General features: G+C 64.0%; 14 protein-coding genes. 5 read left to right on the top strand and 9 right to left on the bottom strand.

Going from position 1 to position 17,690, the window contains the following annotated elements; translation table 11 throughout:
• The first annotated feature begins 184 nt into the window (after positions 1-184).
• Positions 185-1,816 (top strand): chaperonin GroEL, encoded by a 1,632-nt coding sequence (gene groL / locus NLM27_RS38120; protein WP_254148155.1) that lies wholly within the window; start codon positions 185-187, stop codon positions 1,814-1,816.
• Positions 1,817-2,038: 222 nt separating this feature from the next.
• Complete coding sequence (locus NLM27_RS38115; RefSeq protein WP_254148154.1) at positions 2,039-3,250, top strand: hypothetical protein; 1,212 nt, start codon at positions 2,039-2,041, stop codon at positions 3,248-3,250.
• 119 nt (positions 3,251-3,369) lie between these two features.
• Here the strand turns inward: NLM27_RS38115 and NLM27_RS38110 are convergent, their stop codons facing one another.
• Together NLM27_RS38110 and NLM27_RS38105 are read right to left on the bottom strand one after the other, a co-directional pair.
• Positions 3,370-3,768 carry an META domain-containing protein gene (locus NLM27_RS38110; protein WP_254148153.1) on the bottom strand — a complete coding sequence of 133 codons (399 nt, stop codon included), beginning with the start codon at positions 3,766-3,768 and terminating at the stop codon, positions 3,370-3,372.
• A gap of 142 nt (positions 3,769-3,910) precedes the next feature.
• Positions 3,911-5,575, bottom strand: a complete 1,665-nt coding sequence (locus NLM27_RS38105; RefSeq protein ID WP_254148152.1) for an L-lactate permease — start codon at positions 5,573-5,575, stop codon at positions 3,911-3,913.
• A 313-nt stretch (positions 5,576-5,888) separates the two neighbouring features.
• On the opposite strand from NLM27_RS38105, the gene NLM27_RS38100 reads away from it, so the two are divergent.
• Complete coding sequence (locus tag NLM27_RS38100; protein ID WP_254148151.1) at positions 5,889-7,652, top strand: ABC transporter ATP-binding protein/permease; 1,764 nt, start codon at positions 5,889-5,891, stop codon at positions 7,650-7,652.
• 248 nt (positions 7,653-7,900) lie between these two features.
• Here NLM27_RS38100 and NLM27_RS38095 read toward each other — a convergent pair whose 3' ends face one another.
• The 5 genes from NLM27_RS38095 to NLM27_RS38075 all read right to left on the bottom strand — a co-directional run bounded on the left by NLM27_RS38095 (position 7,901) and on the right by NLM27_RS38075 (position 13,439).
• Positions 7,901-8,866 (bottom strand): integrase core domain-containing protein, encoded by a 966-nt coding sequence (locus NLM27_RS38095; RefSeq protein ID WP_254144930.1) that lies wholly within the window; start codon positions 8,864-8,866, stop codon positions 7,901-7,903.
• 145 nt (positions 8,867-9,011) lie between these two features.
• Entirely contained in the window at positions 9,012-10,022 is a 1,011-nt protein-coding gene (locus NLM27_RS38090; protein WP_254148150.1) for a TorF family putative porin, read from the bottom strand.
• Positions 10,023-10,422: 400 nt separating this feature from the next.
• The gene (locus NLM27_RS38085) at positions 10,423-10,797 is read right to left on the bottom strand and encodes a histone (RefSeq protein WP_254148149.1); all 375 of its coding nucleotides are present in this window, start codon (positions 10,795-10,797) and stop codon (positions 10,423-10,425) included.
• 84 nt (positions 10,798-10,881) lie between these two features.
• Positions 10,882-12,204, bottom strand: coding sequence for a glycolate oxidase subunit GlcF (glcF, locus tag NLM27_RS38080; RefSeq protein WP_254148148.1), 1,323 nt, complete (start codon positions 12,202-12,204; stop codon positions 10,882-10,884).
• Positions 12,201-13,439: an FAD-binding protein gene (locus NLM27_RS38075; protein ID WP_254148147.1), complete on the bottom strand. Its 1,239-nt coding sequence runs from the start codon at positions 13,437-13,439 to the stop codon at positions 12,201-12,203. The genes glcF and NLM27_RS38075 overlap by 4 nt, the downstream gene beginning before the upstream one ends.
• A 184-nt stretch (positions 13,440-13,623) precedes the next feature.
• Here NLM27_RS38075 and NLM27_RS38070 point away from each other — a divergent pair, with 184 nt between their 5' ends.
• A complete protein-coding gene (locus NLM27_RS38070) occupies positions 13,624-14,109 on the top strand; it encodes a putative quinol monooxygenase (RefSeq protein WP_254148146.1) in 486 nt (161 codons plus the stop codon).
• Between the two features lie 177 nt (positions 14,110-14,286).
• Here NLM27_RS38070 and NLM27_RS38065 read toward each other — a convergent pair whose 3' ends face one another.
• The gene (locus tag NLM27_RS38065; RefSeq protein WP_254148145.1) at positions 14,287-15,780 is read right to left on the bottom strand and encodes an FAD-linked oxidase C-terminal domain-containing protein; all 1,494 of its coding nucleotides are present in this window, start codon (positions 15,778-15,780) and stop codon (positions 14,287-14,289) included.
• A gap of 264 nt (positions 15,781-16,044) precedes the next feature.
• On the opposite strand from NLM27_RS38065, the gene cycA reads away from it, so the two are divergent.
• Positions 16,045-16,440: a cytochrome c-550 CycA gene (gene cycA / locus NLM27_RS38060; RefSeq protein ID WP_254148144.1), complete on the top strand. Its 396-nt coding sequence runs from the start codon at positions 16,045-16,047 to the stop codon at positions 16,438-16,440.
• A gap of 117 nt (positions 16,441-16,557) precedes the next feature.
• Here cycA and NLM27_RS38055 read toward each other — a convergent pair whose 3' ends face one another.
• Positions 16,558-17,514: an alpha/beta fold hydrolase gene (locus tag NLM27_RS38055; protein WP_254148143.1), complete on the bottom strand. Its 957-nt coding sequence runs from the start codon at positions 17,512-17,514 to the stop codon at positions 16,558-16,560.
• Positions 17,515-17,690: the final 176 nt, after the last annotated feature.

Raw genomic sequence — 17,690 nt, 5'->3', positions numbered from 1 at the left:
CACCCGCCTGAACGGCCGCTGAATGTCTCATCGTCATGCCCGGGCTGAAGCGCGAAGCGCGTCTTCGCGATAGGCGACCCGGGCATCCATCTTTTTCGCAGGGTGATGGATTGCCGGGTCAGGCCCGGCAATGACGGAGAGAGAAGCGCGGCAGACACATCACGAAACACGAGGAATAGCAAAAATGGCTGCCAAAGACGTCAAGTTTTCCGGAGACGCGCGCGATCGCATGCTGCGCGGCGTCGACGTTCTCGCCAACGCCGTCAAGGTGACGCTGGGCCCGAAGGGCCGCAACGTCGTCATCGAGAAGAGCTTCGGCGCACCCCGCATCACCAAGGACGGCGTCACCGTCGCCAAGGAGATCGAGCTCGAGGACAAGTTCGAGAACATGGGCGCCCAGATGGTGCGTGAGGTCGCCTCCAAGACCAACGACCTCGCCGGCGACGGCACCACCACCGCGACCGTGCTGGCCCAGGCCATCGTGCGCGAAGGCGCCAAGGCGGTTGCCGCCGGCATGAACCCGATGGACCTCAAGCGCGGCATCGACAGCGCGGTTGCGGCCGTCATCAAGGACATCGAGAAGCGCGCCAAACCGGTCGCCTCTTCCTCCGAGGTCGCCCAGGTCGGCACCATCTCGGCCAACGGCGATACCGCCATCGGCAAGATGATCGCCCAGGCGATGCAGAAGGTCGGCAACGAGGGCGTCATCACCGTCGAGGAGAACAAGTCGCTCGACACCGAGGTCGACATCGTCGAGGGCATGAAGTTCGACCGCGGCTATCTGTCGCCCTACTTCGTCACCAACGCCGAGAAGATGACCGCCGAGCTCGAGGACGCCTACATCCTGCTGCACGAGAAGAAGCTCTCGGGCCTGCAGGCCATGCTGCCGGTGCTCGAAGCCGTGGTGCAGTCGGGCAAGCCGCTCGTCATCATCGCCGAGGACGTCGAAGGGGAGGCGCTGGCCACCCTGGTCGTCAACCGCCTGCGCGGCGGCCTCAAGGTCGCGGCCGTCAAGGCGCCGGGCTTCGGTGACCGCCGCAAGGCCATGCTCGAGGACATCGCGATCCTCACCGGTGGCCAGCTCATCTCCGAGGACCTCGGCATGAAGCTCGAGAACGTCACGGTGAAGATGCTCGGTCGCGCCAAGAAGGTCGTGATCGACAAGGAGAACACCACGATCGTCAACGGTGCCGGCAAAAAGCCCGACATCGAGGCCCGCGTCGGCCAGATCAAGGCCCAGATCGAGGAGACCACCTCGGACTACGACCGCGAGAAGCTCCAGGAGCGCCTTGCCAAGCTGGCCGGCGGCGTCGCGGTGATCCGCGTGGGCGGCGCCACCGAGATCGAGGTCAAGGAGAAGAAGGACCGCGTCGAGGACGCGCTCAACGCCACCCGCGCCGCGGTACAGGAAGGCATCGTCCCGGGCGGCGGCGTCGCGCTGCTCCGCGCCAAGAAGGCGGTGGGCCGTCTCACCAACGCCAATGACGACGTCCAGGCCGGCATCAACATCGTGCTGAAGGCGCTGGAGGCCCCGATCCGCCAGATCTCCGAGAACGCCGGCGTGGAAGGCTCGATCGTGGTCGGCAAGATCCTGGAGAACAAGTCCGAGACCTTTGGCTTCGACGCCCAGAACGAGGACTATGTCGACATGGTCGAGAAGGGCATCATCGATCCCGCCAAGGTGGTGCGCACCGCGCTCCAGGACGCCTCCTCCGTGGCCGGCCTGCTGGTCACCACCGAGGCCATGGTCGCCGAGATGCCGAAGAAGGAAGCCCCGCCCGCCATGCCCGCGGGCGGCGGCATGGGCGGCTTCTAAGGCCCTCTTCTTCCATTACAGCGCTGTGAAGGCCGCCTCCGGGCGGCCTTCTTTTTTGCCGACCCTGCCCCCGCGCTTTCCGATTCAACCGGCGGCCAAAACCCACTACGGTGGCGCCGATTCTCAAGCGCGTTGGCATCAAGACGAATCGTGATCGCGCTTTGGGTTGTTGTTTGGGCGTGATCTTTTCCGGATCATGCCCCTTGCTCGAGGATTTCGTCGATGCGCGCGCACCTGGTTTGCCCGACAGCTCTTTTGGCGGCCTTGCTCGCCGTTTCGCCCGAGGTCGCCTCGGCCCAGATGAAGCTGTCGCCGAAGGCCACGGCGCCCGGCGGCGCCGAGACGCGCTATTTCACCTCGATCGACGGGCTGATGGACGGCAATGCCGACGCGATCCTGAAGGAGACGCGCCAGGGCAAGACGGTCACGGCGGCCGTGCTCGACGTCTGCTATCCCGTCGCGAAGAATTCCGACCGCAAGGACCGCTTCGTCGTCAATCTCCAGGTCGCGGGCCAGAACCTGACGGGCACGACCCAGAGCCTCGGAGCGAAGGCGCCTGTGAGCGTCAAGCTGCTGCGCAAGCAGGCCGGCGACATGTTCGAATTCCGCGGCCAGATCGCCATCGGCCAAGCCGTGACCGAGGTCGCCTCGGCTGACAATTCCGATCTCAGCGAGAAGGAATTTCTGGACAACCAGACCTCCGACGACGGCATCACGCCGCAGCCCAAGGATTTCACCGACGTCTCGCCGGAGGCGATCGCGGTCAAGGTCAAGCTCGACGCCGCGACCGACTTCCTGAAGAGCCTGAAGGGCCAGGAGGTCGAGGTGACGCTGGCCAGCCTCAATGTCGGCTGCGACGCGCTGCGCGCCGGCGAGCAGACCATCAACATGTCGGTCGATCCGGAGCGCGCGGGAGCGCTGCTGGCGAAGTTCAAGGCGATGCCCGGCGTCACCGCCGCGGGCTGGACCGCGGGCATGACCGAGATGGACCGCACCATCCGCTTCCCCGCCGCCGACTGGCGCGACGGCGACAAGATCAACCGCGACAAGCTCGCGGCCGCGGTTGCAGGCGTGCTGAGCAGGACGCTCGCGGCAAAGCCGGTGTCGCAGAGCTTCAATCCCGCCACCGGCAAGCTCAGGCTCGTCTTCAAACGGCCGAACCAGGATTTCCCGGCGCTCGATCTCATCGACACGATCGAGGTCGCAGGGCTCGTCGCGCCCGACAAGCCCGGCACGACCGACAAGCTCATGATCTGGATCGGCAGCCCCGCGACGACCACGGCCGACGAAAGCAGCGGCGCCAAGCTCAATCTGTCGGATGACGCGAGCCCGGACGAAGAAGGCGATCTGCCCGACGACAACGGCTCGATCGAGGCGCTCGCCAAGGAGCTGAAGGGTCAGCGCTGGGACGCCGACAAGTCGGTGTGGAAATAGGCGAAGCCACTGTCGTCGCCCGGCTTGACCGGGCGACCCAGTACTCCGAGACAGCCGTGTTGAATCGATAGGCCGCGGCGTACTGGATTCCCCGCCTTCGTGGGGAATGACAGCCGCGATCAATTCCCCGTCGTGCGAAAGCGCAGCGGCTTCGGGCCGACCAGCGTGAGCACGTCACCCTGGCGCTTCCAGGTCTCGACACTGCTCAGCGCTGCGACGAGATCATCGTCGGCCTGCGCCTTCGCGGGCGGACAGGAACGGTCCTGGATCTGACCGGGAACGAAGATCACCGTGTTGCCGGCGACCGAGAACTGGCCCTTGCCGCCTTTGCACCAGAGCTCCAGCACGACCTCGCCATGGTCGCCGATCTCGATGTTCGGAATCCGCTTCGAGCCGGGCTGCGGCAGCGCGTCCAGCGTCATCTCGGTGCCGAAGGGGAACCCCTCCTCGGCACGCGCGAGCGTGGGCATCGCGAGCATTGCAACTGCCGCACACACCAATCGCAGAAGCGAAACCATGAGACCCCTCGACCGACCTGATTTGCCGCACCTTCTATAAGACGGCGGCGCCCTTGAGAAGGTTCGCCCACGGCAGATGTAGATGCGAAAATCCCCGCGAGGCGAACCTCACGGGGATTTGCGTCGAGGCCGGAATGGCCGGCTACTTCAGCACCAGCGCCGTGAACGGCCAGACATAGGCCTGCAACGTCACGAGCACGCCGACAAGGCAGGCCAGCACGATCGAATGCCAGAACACGAAGCGCAGGATGGTGCCCTCGTGCCCGTACCATCGCGTGGCCGTGGAGGCGACCACGATCGACTGTGCGTCGATCATCTTGCCCATCACGCCGCCGGAGGAGTTCGCCGCCGCCATCAGGACCGGTGACAGGCCGAGCTGTTCGGAGGTGATCTTTTGCAGATTGCCGAACAGGATGTTCGAGGCGGTATCCGATCCCGTCAGCGCCACGCCGAGCCAGCCGAGCAGCGTGCCGAAGAAGGGATAGAGCACGCCTGTCGCGGCGAAGGCGAGACCAAGCGTCGCGTCGACGCCCGACAGACGCGTGAGCGTGCCGATCGCGAGCATCGCCGAGATCGTGATCAGCGAGATCGCGCACAGCCGGATCGTACGACCATACTCCACCAGCAAGCGACCTGGCCCGACCCCCATCAGGAAGCCGGAGATGATCGCCGCGATCAGCATGCCGGTGCCGGTGAACGACAGATAGGTGAACGCGAACACCGCACCTTCCGGCGTCGGCTTGGCGGCCACCGGCGGCATCTTGTTGATCACCTGGTGGAGGTCGGGAACAGCGTAGTTCCAGGTGAAGATGGAATTCGCCCAGGTCTTGAACCCACCATTGCCCCAGATCAGCATCACGACACAGACGATGATCCACGGCAGCAGCGCGCTCCACAGTTCGGACTGGGTGAGCGGCGTCTTGTCGAGCGGTGTTGCCTTTTCCATTTGTGCGGCCGACTCGTCGTGGCCGCGCAGCTCCGGCGACAACCAGAGCTGCCTCGGCTGCCACACCTTCAGGAACAGGATGAGCGCGCCCATCGAGATCAGCGACGCTCCGATGTCGACGATCCAGGGATTGATGTAGTTCGAGATCACGAATTGCGGGACTGCGAACGACACGGCGGTGACGAGAATCGCCGGCCAGACGTCCTTCATGCCGCGCCAACCCGCGAACGCCCACACCACCCAGAACGGCACGATCAGCGAGAAGACCGGCAATTGCCGGCCGACCATCGCGCCGAGGATGTAGGGATCGAGCCCGGTGACGGACGCAAGGCCCTGGATCGGCGTGCCGAGCGCGCCATAGGCCACCGGCGCGGTGTTCGCGATCAGGGACAAGCCTGATGCCGCGAGCGGCGAGAAGCCGAGACCAATCAGCACGGCGCCGGTGATCGCGACCGGCGTGCCGAAGCCCGAAGCGCCTTCGAAGAACGCGCCGAATGAGAACGCGACCAGCAGGAGCTGCAGGCGTCGGTCCTCGGTGACGCCGCCGATGGCGCGCTTGAGCAATTCGAAGCGCCCGGTCGACACCGTCACCTGATAGAGGAAGATGACGTTGAGGACGATCCAGCCGATCGGGAAGAAGCCTGTGACGATACCGAGCACAGAGGCGCGGATCGACATGCCGGCCGGCATGGTGAAGACGAAAATCGTGATCAGGTTTGTGATGATCACGGCAATCACGGCCGCGATGTGCGCTTTCACGCGTCCGCTCGCGATCATGACCAATAGCGAGACAACCGGAACGGCAGCCGCGACCGTCGAGAGCGCCGCGCTATTCAGCGGATCATAGATTTGATTCCACATGGTCTTTCTCCCCCACGCATGTTGCGGCAGGCGACTCGCGTGGAGAGCCGATCCTGCTTGACGCTGGAAGCGATAACCCCGAGTTGAATGCGAATTCTTCGCGAGTGCGGGCGGTTCCCATCCGCTCACAAGCTCGCGAAATCCCTGAGCACCCCACCCCGCGCCGTCGAGCCCCATGCTAGGGTTGCAGCCTGCGACAATCCAACGCAAATTGCAGAACTTGCGACTTTAGTCTAAGCGCGCCCATTTCCGCCATTGCCTCAACCATTTAGCGCTGGGCTGTTATGCACATTCCCTCAGGAGACCCCGCTCTGTGAAGAACATCAGCGCCACGCTCGCGATCGTCTGGCGAATCGCCGCCCCCTATTTCCGATCGGAGGACAAATGGGCGGGCCGCGGCCTGCTCGCGGCTGTCGTCGCAATGGAGCTGGCGCTGGTCGCGATCAACGTCCTCGTCAGCCAGTGGCAGAACCGATTTTTCACTGCGATCCAGGAATACAATCTGGATCGATTCGTCAGGGAGATCTGGATATTCCTCGGTCTCGCTTCCGTGTTCATCACGCTCGCCGTCTACAAACTCTACCTGAACCAGTGGCTCCAGATCCGCTGGCGGCGATGGCTGACGCAACACTATCTCGGCGAATGGCTCGACGACGCCACGCACTATCGCATGCAGCTCAAGGGCGACGCGGCTGACAACCCGGACCAGCGTCTCACCGAGGACGTCACGAATTTCGTCGAACAAACGCTTGTCCTCGGCCTCGGCCTGTTATCGTCGGTCGTGACGCTGGCGTCTTTCATCGTCATCCTCTGGGGTCTGTCCGACAAGGCACCCCTGCACATTTACGGCACTGATATCGTCATTCCGGGTTTTCTGGTCTGGTGCGCGCTAGCCTACGCGATCCTGGGTACGGCGCTAACGCACTGGATCGGTGCCCCGCTCATCAATCTTTATTTCGAGAAGCAGCGCTTCGAGGCCGACTTCCGCTTCAATCTGATCCGCGTGCGCGAGAACTCCGAGCAGATCGCACTCTTGAAAGGAGAAAACGCGGAGCGAGGTCATCTCCTGCAGCGCTTCGGTAACGTCATCGGCAACTGGTATGCGATCATGAGCCGAACCAAGCGCCTGACCGCTTTCACGGCAAGCTACAGCCAGGCTGCAGTGATCTTCCCCTATGTTGTGGTGGCGCCCGCCTACTTCGCCAAGCGAATCCAGCTTGGCGACATGATGCAGACCGGCTCGGCCTTTGGCCAAGTGCAGGATGCTCTGTCCTTCTTCGTCTCGGCCTATCGGTCAATCGCGGAATGGCGCTCGATCGTCGCGCGCCTCGACGGCTTCGAGATGTCGGTCGCATCGGCCGCAACCCTGCCGGCGAATGAGCCGGCGATTGCTCTCAAGGCTGCCGGCGGCAGCCGGAATATCGGCCTCGACCAGCTCTGCGTGAACCTGCCGAGCGGCACGCCGCTGGTCGCTGCCGACGCCTTCACCATCCAGACGCCGGAGCGCGTGCTGGTGACCGGACCGTCGGGCTCCGGCAAGTCGACGCTGTTCCGGGCCATCGCCGGGATCTGGCCGTTCGGCACCGGCACGATCTCTATCCCCGAACGAGCGAAGCTGATGATGCTGCCGCAGCGGCCTTATTTCCCGGTCGGCGTGCTCCGCGATGCCGTAGTCTATCCCGCAGCGCCCGCTGCATTCGAGACCGGGCAGGTCCGCGACGCCTTGATCGCCGTCGGGCTGCCCGACCTCGCCGAGCGGCTCGAGGAGGACGGACACTGGAATCGGATGCTCTCGCTCGGCGAGCAGCAGCGCCTCGGGCTCGCCCGCGCGCTGCTGCATGTGCCGGACTATCTGTTCCTGGACGAGGCCACCGCCTCGCTGGATGAACCCTCGGAGGCCCGGCTCTACCGCCTGCTGGCCGAGAAGCTACCTCAGGCCACCATCGTCTCGATCGGCCACCGCTCGACGCTCGACGCCTTCCACACGCGCAAGGTGGCACTGGTGAAGGACGGTGCGATCCACGTCCTCGGCAACGGCGGCGCGCCGGCCGAGAAGGAGCCGAGTGCGGCGGGCTGAGGCGCGAAAGGCGCGTCCTGCGGACTATCGCATGAAAAGCCATGTGGGCAGCGTTCCTGCCGCTCTTGGGACGGCCGCCGCCCCAACTCGGGCTTCGTCATTGCGAGGAGCTCGTGCGACGAAGCAATCCAGACTGCCTCCACAGATGCGTTTCTGGATTGCTTCGCGGAGCCTGTCACCGGGCCGCGCTTCGCGCGGACCCGTTGGCTCGCAATTGTGCAAGTTCACTAATTCGCTGATCGAATGGTTTAGGTCTGGGCCTCGGCAAATTCCTTCGGTGTCTTGCCGCCGAGGGCCTGATGGGGCCTGAAGTTATTGTAGTAGATCACGTACTCGAACAGCTCGTTGGCGAAGTGGTCCAGGTTATCGAAGGTTGCGCCTTCGATGACGTCGTCGTCCAGGTTTCGCCAGAAGCGTTCGACCTTGCCGTTGGTCTGCGGCCGGTAGGGTCTGGTGTAGCGATGCTTGATGCCGAGCTCGATCAGCATGGCCTCGAAGGGATGCTCTTCAGGCGTGTTGCGGGATGCGAACTCCGCGCCGTTGTCGGACAGGATCTCGGCAAACTGGATCCCATAGGTGACGTTGAGCGTGTTGATCATCTTCAAGGTCTTAAACATGACCGGCAGGGCCTTTTTTGAAGTCAGCACCTCGGCCCAGGCCAGGCGCGAGCAACTGTCGACCAGGCTGACGATAAAGGCGGGGCTTGAGGGGGGCGCCAGGAACATGTCGCGGGACAGCTGGTGCAGGTCGACATGGCCGAGCTCGCCGATCTTGTCCTTGATAATACGACGTTTCTCCTCGCGCATCGTCGGGGTGCGGCGGTTGAGCTGATTGCGTTTGAAGACCCGGTAGATGGTCGAGAGCGACGGTACCGTATCTCGCCGTTCGCGCAAGGCAGCGTGGACCTCGTACCGGTTCATGCCGCGCGTTCGGCAAGCAACGATCTCCGCCTCGATGCCTTGCGGCTCGCGGCGCTCGCGCCACTTCGGTCCGCGGCGTTGCGGCAACAGGTCAGCCTCCGCGCCGCTCCGCAGGTAGCGGTTGTAGTACTTCCGGAAGGTCTGCGAGCAGGTGCCGTGGTGCTTGTAGAAGTCTCCCACCCGGCGGAACGTCGCCGACCGCCCGGCCTTCACCTCCTCATACTCGGCGATCAGGAACCGCCACTTCTGAAGATAATTCCGCTCAATCGTCCGGTCGAAGCTGTTGTCGCGCATCGGATCCTCCACGCTGGGAACGGATTCGATCAGCGAATTAGTGAACTTGCACAGCAATGACGGAGTGCAAGCCTCAAAGCAAGAAGGCGGCAGATCGCTCTGCCGCCCTTGCCAAATGACTTGGTCAAGTCGTTCGGGAAGAAACTTACTTCAGGTTGCTCATCGCCGTCAGGTCGAACGAGAGCTTGGCGACGCCGGCGGCGCTGCACCAGTTGGAGCCGAAACCACCGGGGTTGATGGCGGTGAAGCTGCCGTCGAACTTCGCGGTGTAGTCGCTGGTGAAGGCGTTGCAGTCGCCCTTCTTCAGGTCGGTGTCGTAGTAGCGCAGATCGAGGGTGAGCACCTTGTAGGTGAAGCCGACGCCGAGGTTCCAGGTGTTGTAGCTCGGCTCCTTGATGCCGTTCGCGTACACCGGATCGCCGGCAATGCCGTAGAAGATGTCGGAGGTGCCGAGCCACTGGCGACCGAACTCACCCGACACATACATGCCGACGCCGCTGGCGCCGAAGGTCGTGCTCGGCGCGGTCCACTTGGCGGTGATCGAGGCGTAGTTGCCCCAGGCGCCGAGGTTCAGGAAGTTCGGCGAATAGTACTCGTTGAAGCCGACCGTCCACTGGTCGTTGATGTTGATGTTCAGCTTGGCATAGGCTTCGAAGAAGCTCGCGTCCTTCTTGGCGAAGTTGCCGTTGATGGGAAGGCCGATGGCGCCCTGCGAGTAGTCGATGTCGGTGCCGCAATTGCCCTGAGCGAGGGTGCCCTGCGAGCCGAAGCAGCTTCCACCCGGGTAGAGGTAACCCCAGACACCGAAGTCGAAGGCGAACATGCCGAAGGTCGGGCGGATACCGCCGTAGATGTCGACTTCGGCCGCGGCGCGGTTCGGGAACGAGATGCTCGAGGCGGACGTACCGACGTAGAGCTGGAGGTCCTTGTTGACGTTATAGCGCGGCTCGAAATAGGCCGTGACCGACGGCTTGTGGTTCGACTGGGTGACACCGCGGAAGATGTAATCGCTCATGATGCCACCGCCGAAGGCGAGGTCCCAGGGATCGAAGGCCGGGGGCGGCGGAGCCTTCAATGCCTTCACCGGCATGTCTGCCGCGAAAGCCGAACCCGTCACCATTGCCAGCGCCGTTGCCAACAAAGCCACTTTTTTCATGTCGATCCCCATCGTCAGTTCTTAGACCCCAGTCGGATCCCGGAAGCCCCCGGGACGCTCGACCCAAATTCACTGCGACAATCTGGATTGGGGGCTATGAACCGTGAAGCAAAAAGCGCGGGCATCTGCCGACTTTTTAGGCGTTTTGACGATTTCACGAAAGGTTGTGAGGCTGTGTGGCTTCTCGATCACATTATTTGCATTCCAAAGTACACCGGAGGCCCCGTGTAAGTGCGGGGATCGTCGGGCACCGTGACATCCAGGCTACGAATCAGACAGGCGGGGGGGAAAGCCGCGTCTGAACGTGCTTGCGACGATGTAAAAAGGCCGCAGCGCCAGCGCCGCGGCCTTCCTGTTTGCAGGTCCATTCCAAGAGGAAGCGAGCGGCCGGGGCCTCCCCCTACCCCTGTCCCTCGGCCGGCGCCGGTTCCGCAGAAGACGAAGGCATCGCCCAGCTTGTCTCGGCGGCAGGCTCGGGAGCCGGAGCTTCCGCCGGTGCTGATGGCTTCGGAGCAGGAGCTGCCTTCGCCTTCTTCGGTGCCGCTTTCCTCGCGGCCTTCTTGGGTGCGGCCTTCTTGGCCGACTTCGTCGCAGCCTTCTTGGCGGCTTTCTTCGGGGCTGCCTTCTTGGCAGATTTCTTCGCAGCCTTCTTGCCAGCTTTCTTCGCAGCTTTCTTCGCAGACTTCTTGGCTGCCCTCTTCGCGGACTTCTTCGCCGCTACAGCCTTCTTGGCCTTTTTGGCCTTCTTGCTTTTTTTCTTCTTCGCTTTCGCCATCGTGGTCCTCCTGTTGCCGCCGAACAATGGTCGATCGGGCGTCTTCAGCCGTCACCTCCGGACCAAAGCTTAGCTTTTGAAAGCTCAAACTTGCGCGTTCAATGCCGGCCGCGACCCGCCCGTAGCCCAATCGAGAAGCTCAATCGTGTGTACGACCGGAACTGACGTGCCACTGGCAATCTGCACCATGCAGCCGATATTGCCCGCGGCAATCATGTCCGGCTTGACGCTTGCGATGTTGGCGACCTTGCGATCGCGCAACCGGCCCGCAAGCTCGGGCTGGAGAATGTTGTAGGTCCCCGCCGAGCCGCAACACAAATGGCTCTCCGGTACATCTTTCACCACGAATCCATTCTTGGAAAGCAATTCTTTCGGAAGTCCCGTGATTTTCTGCCCGTGCTGCAACGAACATGCGGAGTGATAGGCGACGACGATGTCGTCCCGCCGCGTGCTCGATGCGAGGCTGAGACCGGCGACGTATTCGGTGATGTCCTTGGCGAGTGCGGACACCTTCGCCGCATCCGCCGCGAACGCAGCGTCCTCGCGCAGGAGGTAGCCATAGTCCTTGATGACGGTGCCACAGCCGGACGCCGTCACCAGGATGGCGTCGAGCCCCTCGCCGGCCGTTTCCTTCCGCCACGCCGCGACATTGGCACGCGCCCGCGCCAATGCGTCCCGGTCGTTGCCGAGGTGATGGGTCAGCGCGCCGCAGCATTGCTCGTCCCGGACCAGGACAACCTCGATGCCGTGGCGGGTGAGCAGGCTGATGGCAGCCTGGTTGATGCGCGGCGCCAGCACCTGCTGGGCACAGCCCTGGAGCAGCGCAACCCGGCCTCGCCTCTTGCCGAGCGCCGCGAACACGCTGCCGGCGGCGGGCCCCGGCGATGGCAGCCGGTCCGGCGCCAGCGCCAGCATCGCCTTGATGCGCTGGACCAGTCCGGGCGTGGCCGAGGGCCGGGGCGTCGGCAGGAAGACGGCGAGCGGGCGGGCCAGCCGCGCCAGCCACATGCTCGCGCGAAAACGCTGCGGGTTCGGCAGGACGAAGGCCAGCACCTGGCGCAGCAGCCGCTCAGTCAGCGGCCGCTGATAGCGCTGCTCGATCCGGACCCGGGCCTGGTCGACGAGGTGCATGTAGTTCACCCCTGACGGGCAGGTCGTCATGCAGGCCAGGCACGACAGGCAGCGGTCGATATGCTTGACCACTTCGGCCGTCGGCGCCTGGTCCTTCTCCAGCATCTCCTTGATCAGGTAGATGCGGCCGCGCGGGCTATCGAGCTCGTCGCCGAGCAGCACATAGGTCGGACAGGTCGCCGTGCAGAAGCCGCAATGGACGCAGGCACGAAGGATCTTGTCGGCTTCGGCGATGTCGGGGTCGGCGAGCTGGGCCAGTGAAAATTCGGTCTTCATGCCGCAGCGCCCCGCCTCAAGCGTCCCCGGTTGAGAATGGTCTTCGGATCGAAACTGGCGCGCACCCGCTCGCTCAGCGCGGCAATGCCGGGCGCTTGCGGATGGAATACATCGACATCGCGCCTGACGTCCTCGGCCGCACGGATCAGCGTGGCATGTCCTCCGACCGCACCTGTGCGCTGGCGCACGGCCGGGGCATGCGCGTCCGACGTCGGCGGCAGCGCTGCCCAAATCAGTCCGCCGCCCCAGTCGTAGAGCACGTCGCCCCCGGTCTCGCGCGCCAATTGCGTCCCGAGCGCCGCGCCCGACGCCGGCGGACAGACGATCCTCCAGACCGGCCAGGCGCCCAGCGCGCCGCTGGCCGCGAACGGCAGCACGTCGCGGATCGTGGCCCACAGCGCCGCGGAGGCGGCGTCCTCGACCAGCGTCGCGGTTCCGAACGGGGCCAGCAATTCGCGCAGCGAGCCGGCGCGGTGGGCGGCCGAAGCCGTGATGCCCTCGAGCCGCAGCACGGTCAGCGCCTCGCCCTCGCCCGCGATGTCGCCGAGCCCCTCGGTCCTGCCGCGGAAGGCCGATTTCGGCAAATGCGCGGCACCGGAGACGTCGAAGGGCGAGCCGAGCGCTGTCGTCATCGCCTTGTTTGCGACGGCATCATCTAACCCGCGCAGCAGCAGCGTCCGCTCGGCCTCGGGCTTCGGCATCACCTTGAGCGTGACCTCGGTCATCACCGACAACGTGCCCCAGGACCCCGCCAGCAGCTTGCAAAGGTCGTAGCCGGTGACGTTCTTCACCACCTTGCCGCCGGTCTTGAAGCTGTCACCGAAACCGGAGACGGCGTGCGCCCCAAGCAGGTGATCGCGCGCCCCGCCCGCCCTGATCCGCCGCGGCCCGGCGAGGCCGGCCGCGATCATGCCGCCGATGGTTCCGAGCGGAGGCGTACCGAGCAGCGGCGCTGTGTTCATCGGCTCGAAGGCGAATTGCTGGTTCTTGGCATCGATCAGCGACAGCACGTCAGCCAGCGGCGCGCCGGCCTGGAGCGTGATGATCAATTCGTTGGGCTCGTAGGAGGTAACGGCATTGAGCGCGGAGACGTCGAGCACGGCGTTGGTCGCCATCGCGTGTCCAATGCCGCGCTTGGATCCATGACCGATGATCTCGAGCGGCTGCTCATTGGCAATCGCCGCGCGCACCACCTCTTCGACGTCTTTGGCGTCTCTGACCTTGAGCGTATCCACGGGAAAAGCCGGTAGCGAAATTCGCCGCCAAAATCAAATGCGGCGTGACACGCTCACCGTGACGGTTCGATCATGATCGAACCGTTCACGACATCGACACTTCGATCAGCGGCGAACCAAAGCCGGCAGGCCATCGCTACAAGGCTGCTCCGATCGCGATCGAGACCAACCGATGGAGGCAGACATGCGATCGACACATGAACGGCCGGTGCCGCGCATCCACGAAGCGTTCAGCCGCAGGTCGGTGATCCAGGCCTTCGGCGCCATCCTGGCGATTTATCTCTCGCCATGGACGGCGGCGTCATCTCAAGCCCAGCAGCAAGGAGCAAGAACCATGAACCATTATGCCACGCAGAAATCCCTCAGCGACGCCGTCGATGGCGGCGGCCTGCTCGTCGTCGCGCAATGGGAGGCCAAGCCCGGCGAAGCCGACAAGGTCGCAGCGATCCTCGATCGCTTCCTGCCGGAGGCGCAGCGCGAGGACGGTGTGAGGCTGTTCCTGATCTCGCGCGGCAAGGACAATCCGGCGCAGTTCCTGTTCTACGAGCTGTTCCGCGACGAAGCGGCCTTCAAGGCACACCAGGAGAGCGCGCACTTCAAGACCTACATCGCCGGTGAAGCCCTGCCGCTGCTGGCCAAGCGCGAGCGGGCGCAATACGGGCTGCTGTGACGGCTCTTACTTCCTTCTCCCCTTGTGGGAGAAGGTGGCGCGAAGCGCCGGATGAGGGGTTCTCTCCGCGAACACAACTATCGCAGCGGCTCGCGGACAGAGACCCCTCACCCGGCTTCGCTTTGCGAAGCCACCCTCTCCCACAAGGGGAGAGGGTAATTCAGCGCACGCTTGAGGTCAGAACCGCGGAATGTCCGGAAACGCCACCTTCCCGGCATGGACATGCATGCGGCCGAGCTCGGCGCAGCGATGCAGGGTCGGAAATACTTTTCCGGGATTGAGCAGGCCCTGCGCGTCGAAGGCGCATTTCAGACGCTGTTGCTGGTTGAGATCGATCTCGGTGAACATATCAGGCATCAGGTCGCGCTTCTCGATGCCGACGCCATGCTCGCCGGTGAGCACGCCGCCGAACTCGACGCAGGCGCGCAGGATGTCGGCGCCGAAGGCTTCGGCACGCTCGATCTCGCCGGGCTTGTTGGCATCGTAGAGGATCAGCGGGTGCAGATTGCCGTCGCCGGCGTGGAACACGTTGGCGCAGCCGAGCTGGTATTTTTCGCCGAGTTCGCGGATGCGCGCCAGCGCCTTCGGCAGCGCGCCGCGGGGAATCGTGCCGTCCATGCAGAGATAGTCGGGCGAGATGCGGCCGACCGCCGGAAACGCCGCTTTCCGGCCGGCCCAGAACAGGTTGCGCTCGGCTTCCGAATTGGAGATCTGCAGCGTCACCGAGCCGCAGCCTCTTGCGATGCTCTCGACCCGCGTGATCAGCTCGTCGACCTCGATCTTGGGACCATCGAGCTCGATGATCAGCAGCGCCTCCACGTCGAGCGGATAGCCGGCGTGGACGAAGGCTTCGGCGGCGTGGATCGCCGGCCTGTCCATCATCTCCATGCCTCCAGGGATGATGCCGGCGCCGATGATCCGCGCCACGCATTCGCCGGCCGCCTCGACCTCGGCGAAGCCGACCATCAGCGCACGCGCCGTTTCCGGCTTTTGCAGGATGCGCACCGTGATCTCGGTGATGACGCCGAGCAGGCCTTCCGAGCCGGTGATGACACCCATGAGATCGTAGCCGGGATTCTCCGCCGACTTGCCGCCGATGCGCAGAATCTCGCCGCTCATCAGCACGATCTCGCAACCGAGCACGTTGTTGGTCGTCATGCCGTATTTCAGGCAGTGCACCCCGCCGGAATTTTCGGCGACATTACCGCCAATCGAGCAGGCGATCTGCGAGGACGGGTCGGGCGCGTAATAGAAGCCGGCATGCGCGACCGCCTGGCTGATGGCGAGGTTGGTAACGCCGGGCTCGGTGACGACGACACGGTTGTCGAAATCGATCTCGCGGATGCGCTTGAACTTGCCGAGGCCCAGCAGCACGCCGTCCTCGAGCGGCAGCGCACCGCCGGACAGCGAGGTGCCGGAGCCGCGCGGCACCACCTTGATGTTCTGCTGTGCACAATATTTCAGGACCAGCGAGACCTGCTCGGTCGTATCGGGCAACACGACGACCATCGGCGGCTGCCGGTAGGCGGTCAGCCCGTCGGATTCATAGGCCCGCATCTCGGCGGCGCTGTCGATCACGCCTTCGCCGGGCACGATTGCGCGCAATGCGGCCACAATCTCAGCGCGGCGCGCGAGCACCGCCTGGTCGCTCGCAGGCATCATGATGGCCATATCAAATCCTTCCAGCTCGCGCGAACAGTCGATTTATCACGGCAAATCAACCACGTCTGCGGTGGTTTGGGTAGGTTGTCCGAAAGTCGGATCAAGGATCTCAGGCGAGTTCGCTCTGGGACAAGTAGGAAGTCATGAAACCTGTCATGGTTTCGTGGCTTGTCCAAGCCGGACGGGCCTGCCAAAACCGGCGGGTTCGACGATCGCCGACCAGGCAAGAGCTGAACAGGCCAGACCAACCAGGGAAGAGACGAAGAGCACCCGATGACAAAACTGACTTTTGGCGCACTGATGATCCTCACCGTGACTGCCACCGCATCCGCCGCGATGGCGCAGGATGTTGCGGCCGGCAAATCGTCATTCAACAAATGCCTGGCCTGCCACGCGATCGGCGAAGGCGCCAAGAACAAGGTCGGCCCCGAGCTCAATGGCCTCAACGGCCGCAAATCCGGCAGCGCGCCGGACTACAATTATACGGACGCGAACAAGAATTCCGGCATCACCTGGGACGAAGCCACGTTCAAGGAATACATCAAGGACCCCAAGGCCAAGATCCCCGGCACCAAGATGGCGTTCGCCGGCATCAAGAACGAGAACGAGATCAACAATCTCTGGTCCTATGTCTCGCAGTTCGACAAGGACGGGAAGATCAAGCAATAAGCCGGAAAAGGCGGCCGCTAGAGCTTCGGTTCTGATTCAATCAGAACCGCAGCTCTAGGTTCTTATTCTGTCGCGTTTTCTTCACGCGAACCGGTGTCCACTTCGCTCGAAAGCGCTCTAATCGGCGGCCGCCTGCGCCGGGACGATCCTGCCGATCATCGCCTCGATCTCCGTCTTCACGAGATCCGGCACGGCGTTCTGTACCATGTGGCCGAGATCGGGCAGGACGATCAGCTTTGCATTCGGCACGGTCGCGGCAAACGGGCGCGCGTGGATGTCGGTCTTCACGGTCTTGTCGGGCTCGCCGGCGATGATCGTCACCGGTGCCGATATCTCGCCATAGCGCGCAACTTGCGCGGCCACCGCGTCCTTCAGCGTCACCAGATCATAGGCATTGGCGATGAACTCGCGCGGACGCAGCAGCAGCGGCGTCGCGGAATCCCTGACGAAGCCGTCCGGCATCACTTGAGGCAGGAAGACGTTGCGCGCCCCGGATTCGGTGAGGACGTAGCCGAGCGGCAGCGTGATCGTATAGGCGAGCAGCGGACCGATCACTGGCGTTGCGATGATCTCATTGTAGCGGCCGACGCCGCCGCGCCAGGGATGAGTGACGGGCGCGAGCATCACGAGGCCGGCGACGCGGTGCGGGTGATCGAGCGCGATCCGAGCGCCGAGCGCGCCGCTCCAGGAATGCACCACGAAGACCGCGCGATCGATCCCGAGCTTGCGAAGGGCGTCATCGATCATCCGCGCCTGGATCTGCGGCGTCGAATCCTGCCGCTGCGCGCGCGTGCTCCAGCCATGGCCGGGGCGGTCGATCAGGATCACGCGATGCTCGCTGGCGAGGCGATCGCCGAGCGGCCGCCGCATCGCTTCGAGATTGGAGCTCGCGCCGTGCAGCATCACGATCGGCAGGCCAGCGTTGCGCGGGCCGAGATCGACGATGTGAAGCACGGCGCCGTCGACCTCGATCATCCGGCCCTGCGGTGGAAAGGCGCGTTGCACGGCGACGATTCCGGCCTGCGTGACCAGCGCCAGCAGAACCAGCGCCGTCACGACTGAAATCACGATCATCGAGAGAATCCGGGCGATCCTGGGCACAGGGCAGTTACGGGTCTTTGCACACGGCAGTTTCGTCGGCCAGCTTCTGGGCGTTCACCGGAAATGGCGAGGCTGTGGATATGTGCATAATTGGCGAACGTAAAAACTCAATGGAATCAACAATATTCCCTTGCGACACGCAAGCCTCG

Origin of the sequence: Bradyrhizobium sp. CCGB12, assembly GCF_024199845.1 — a bacterium.
In the GTDB taxonomy this organism is placed as follows: domain Bacteria; phylum Pseudomonadota; class Alphaproteobacteria; order Rhizobiales; family Xanthobacteraceae; genus Bradyrhizobium.
This window is presented reverse-complemented; position numbering and strand designations above follow the sequence as displayed.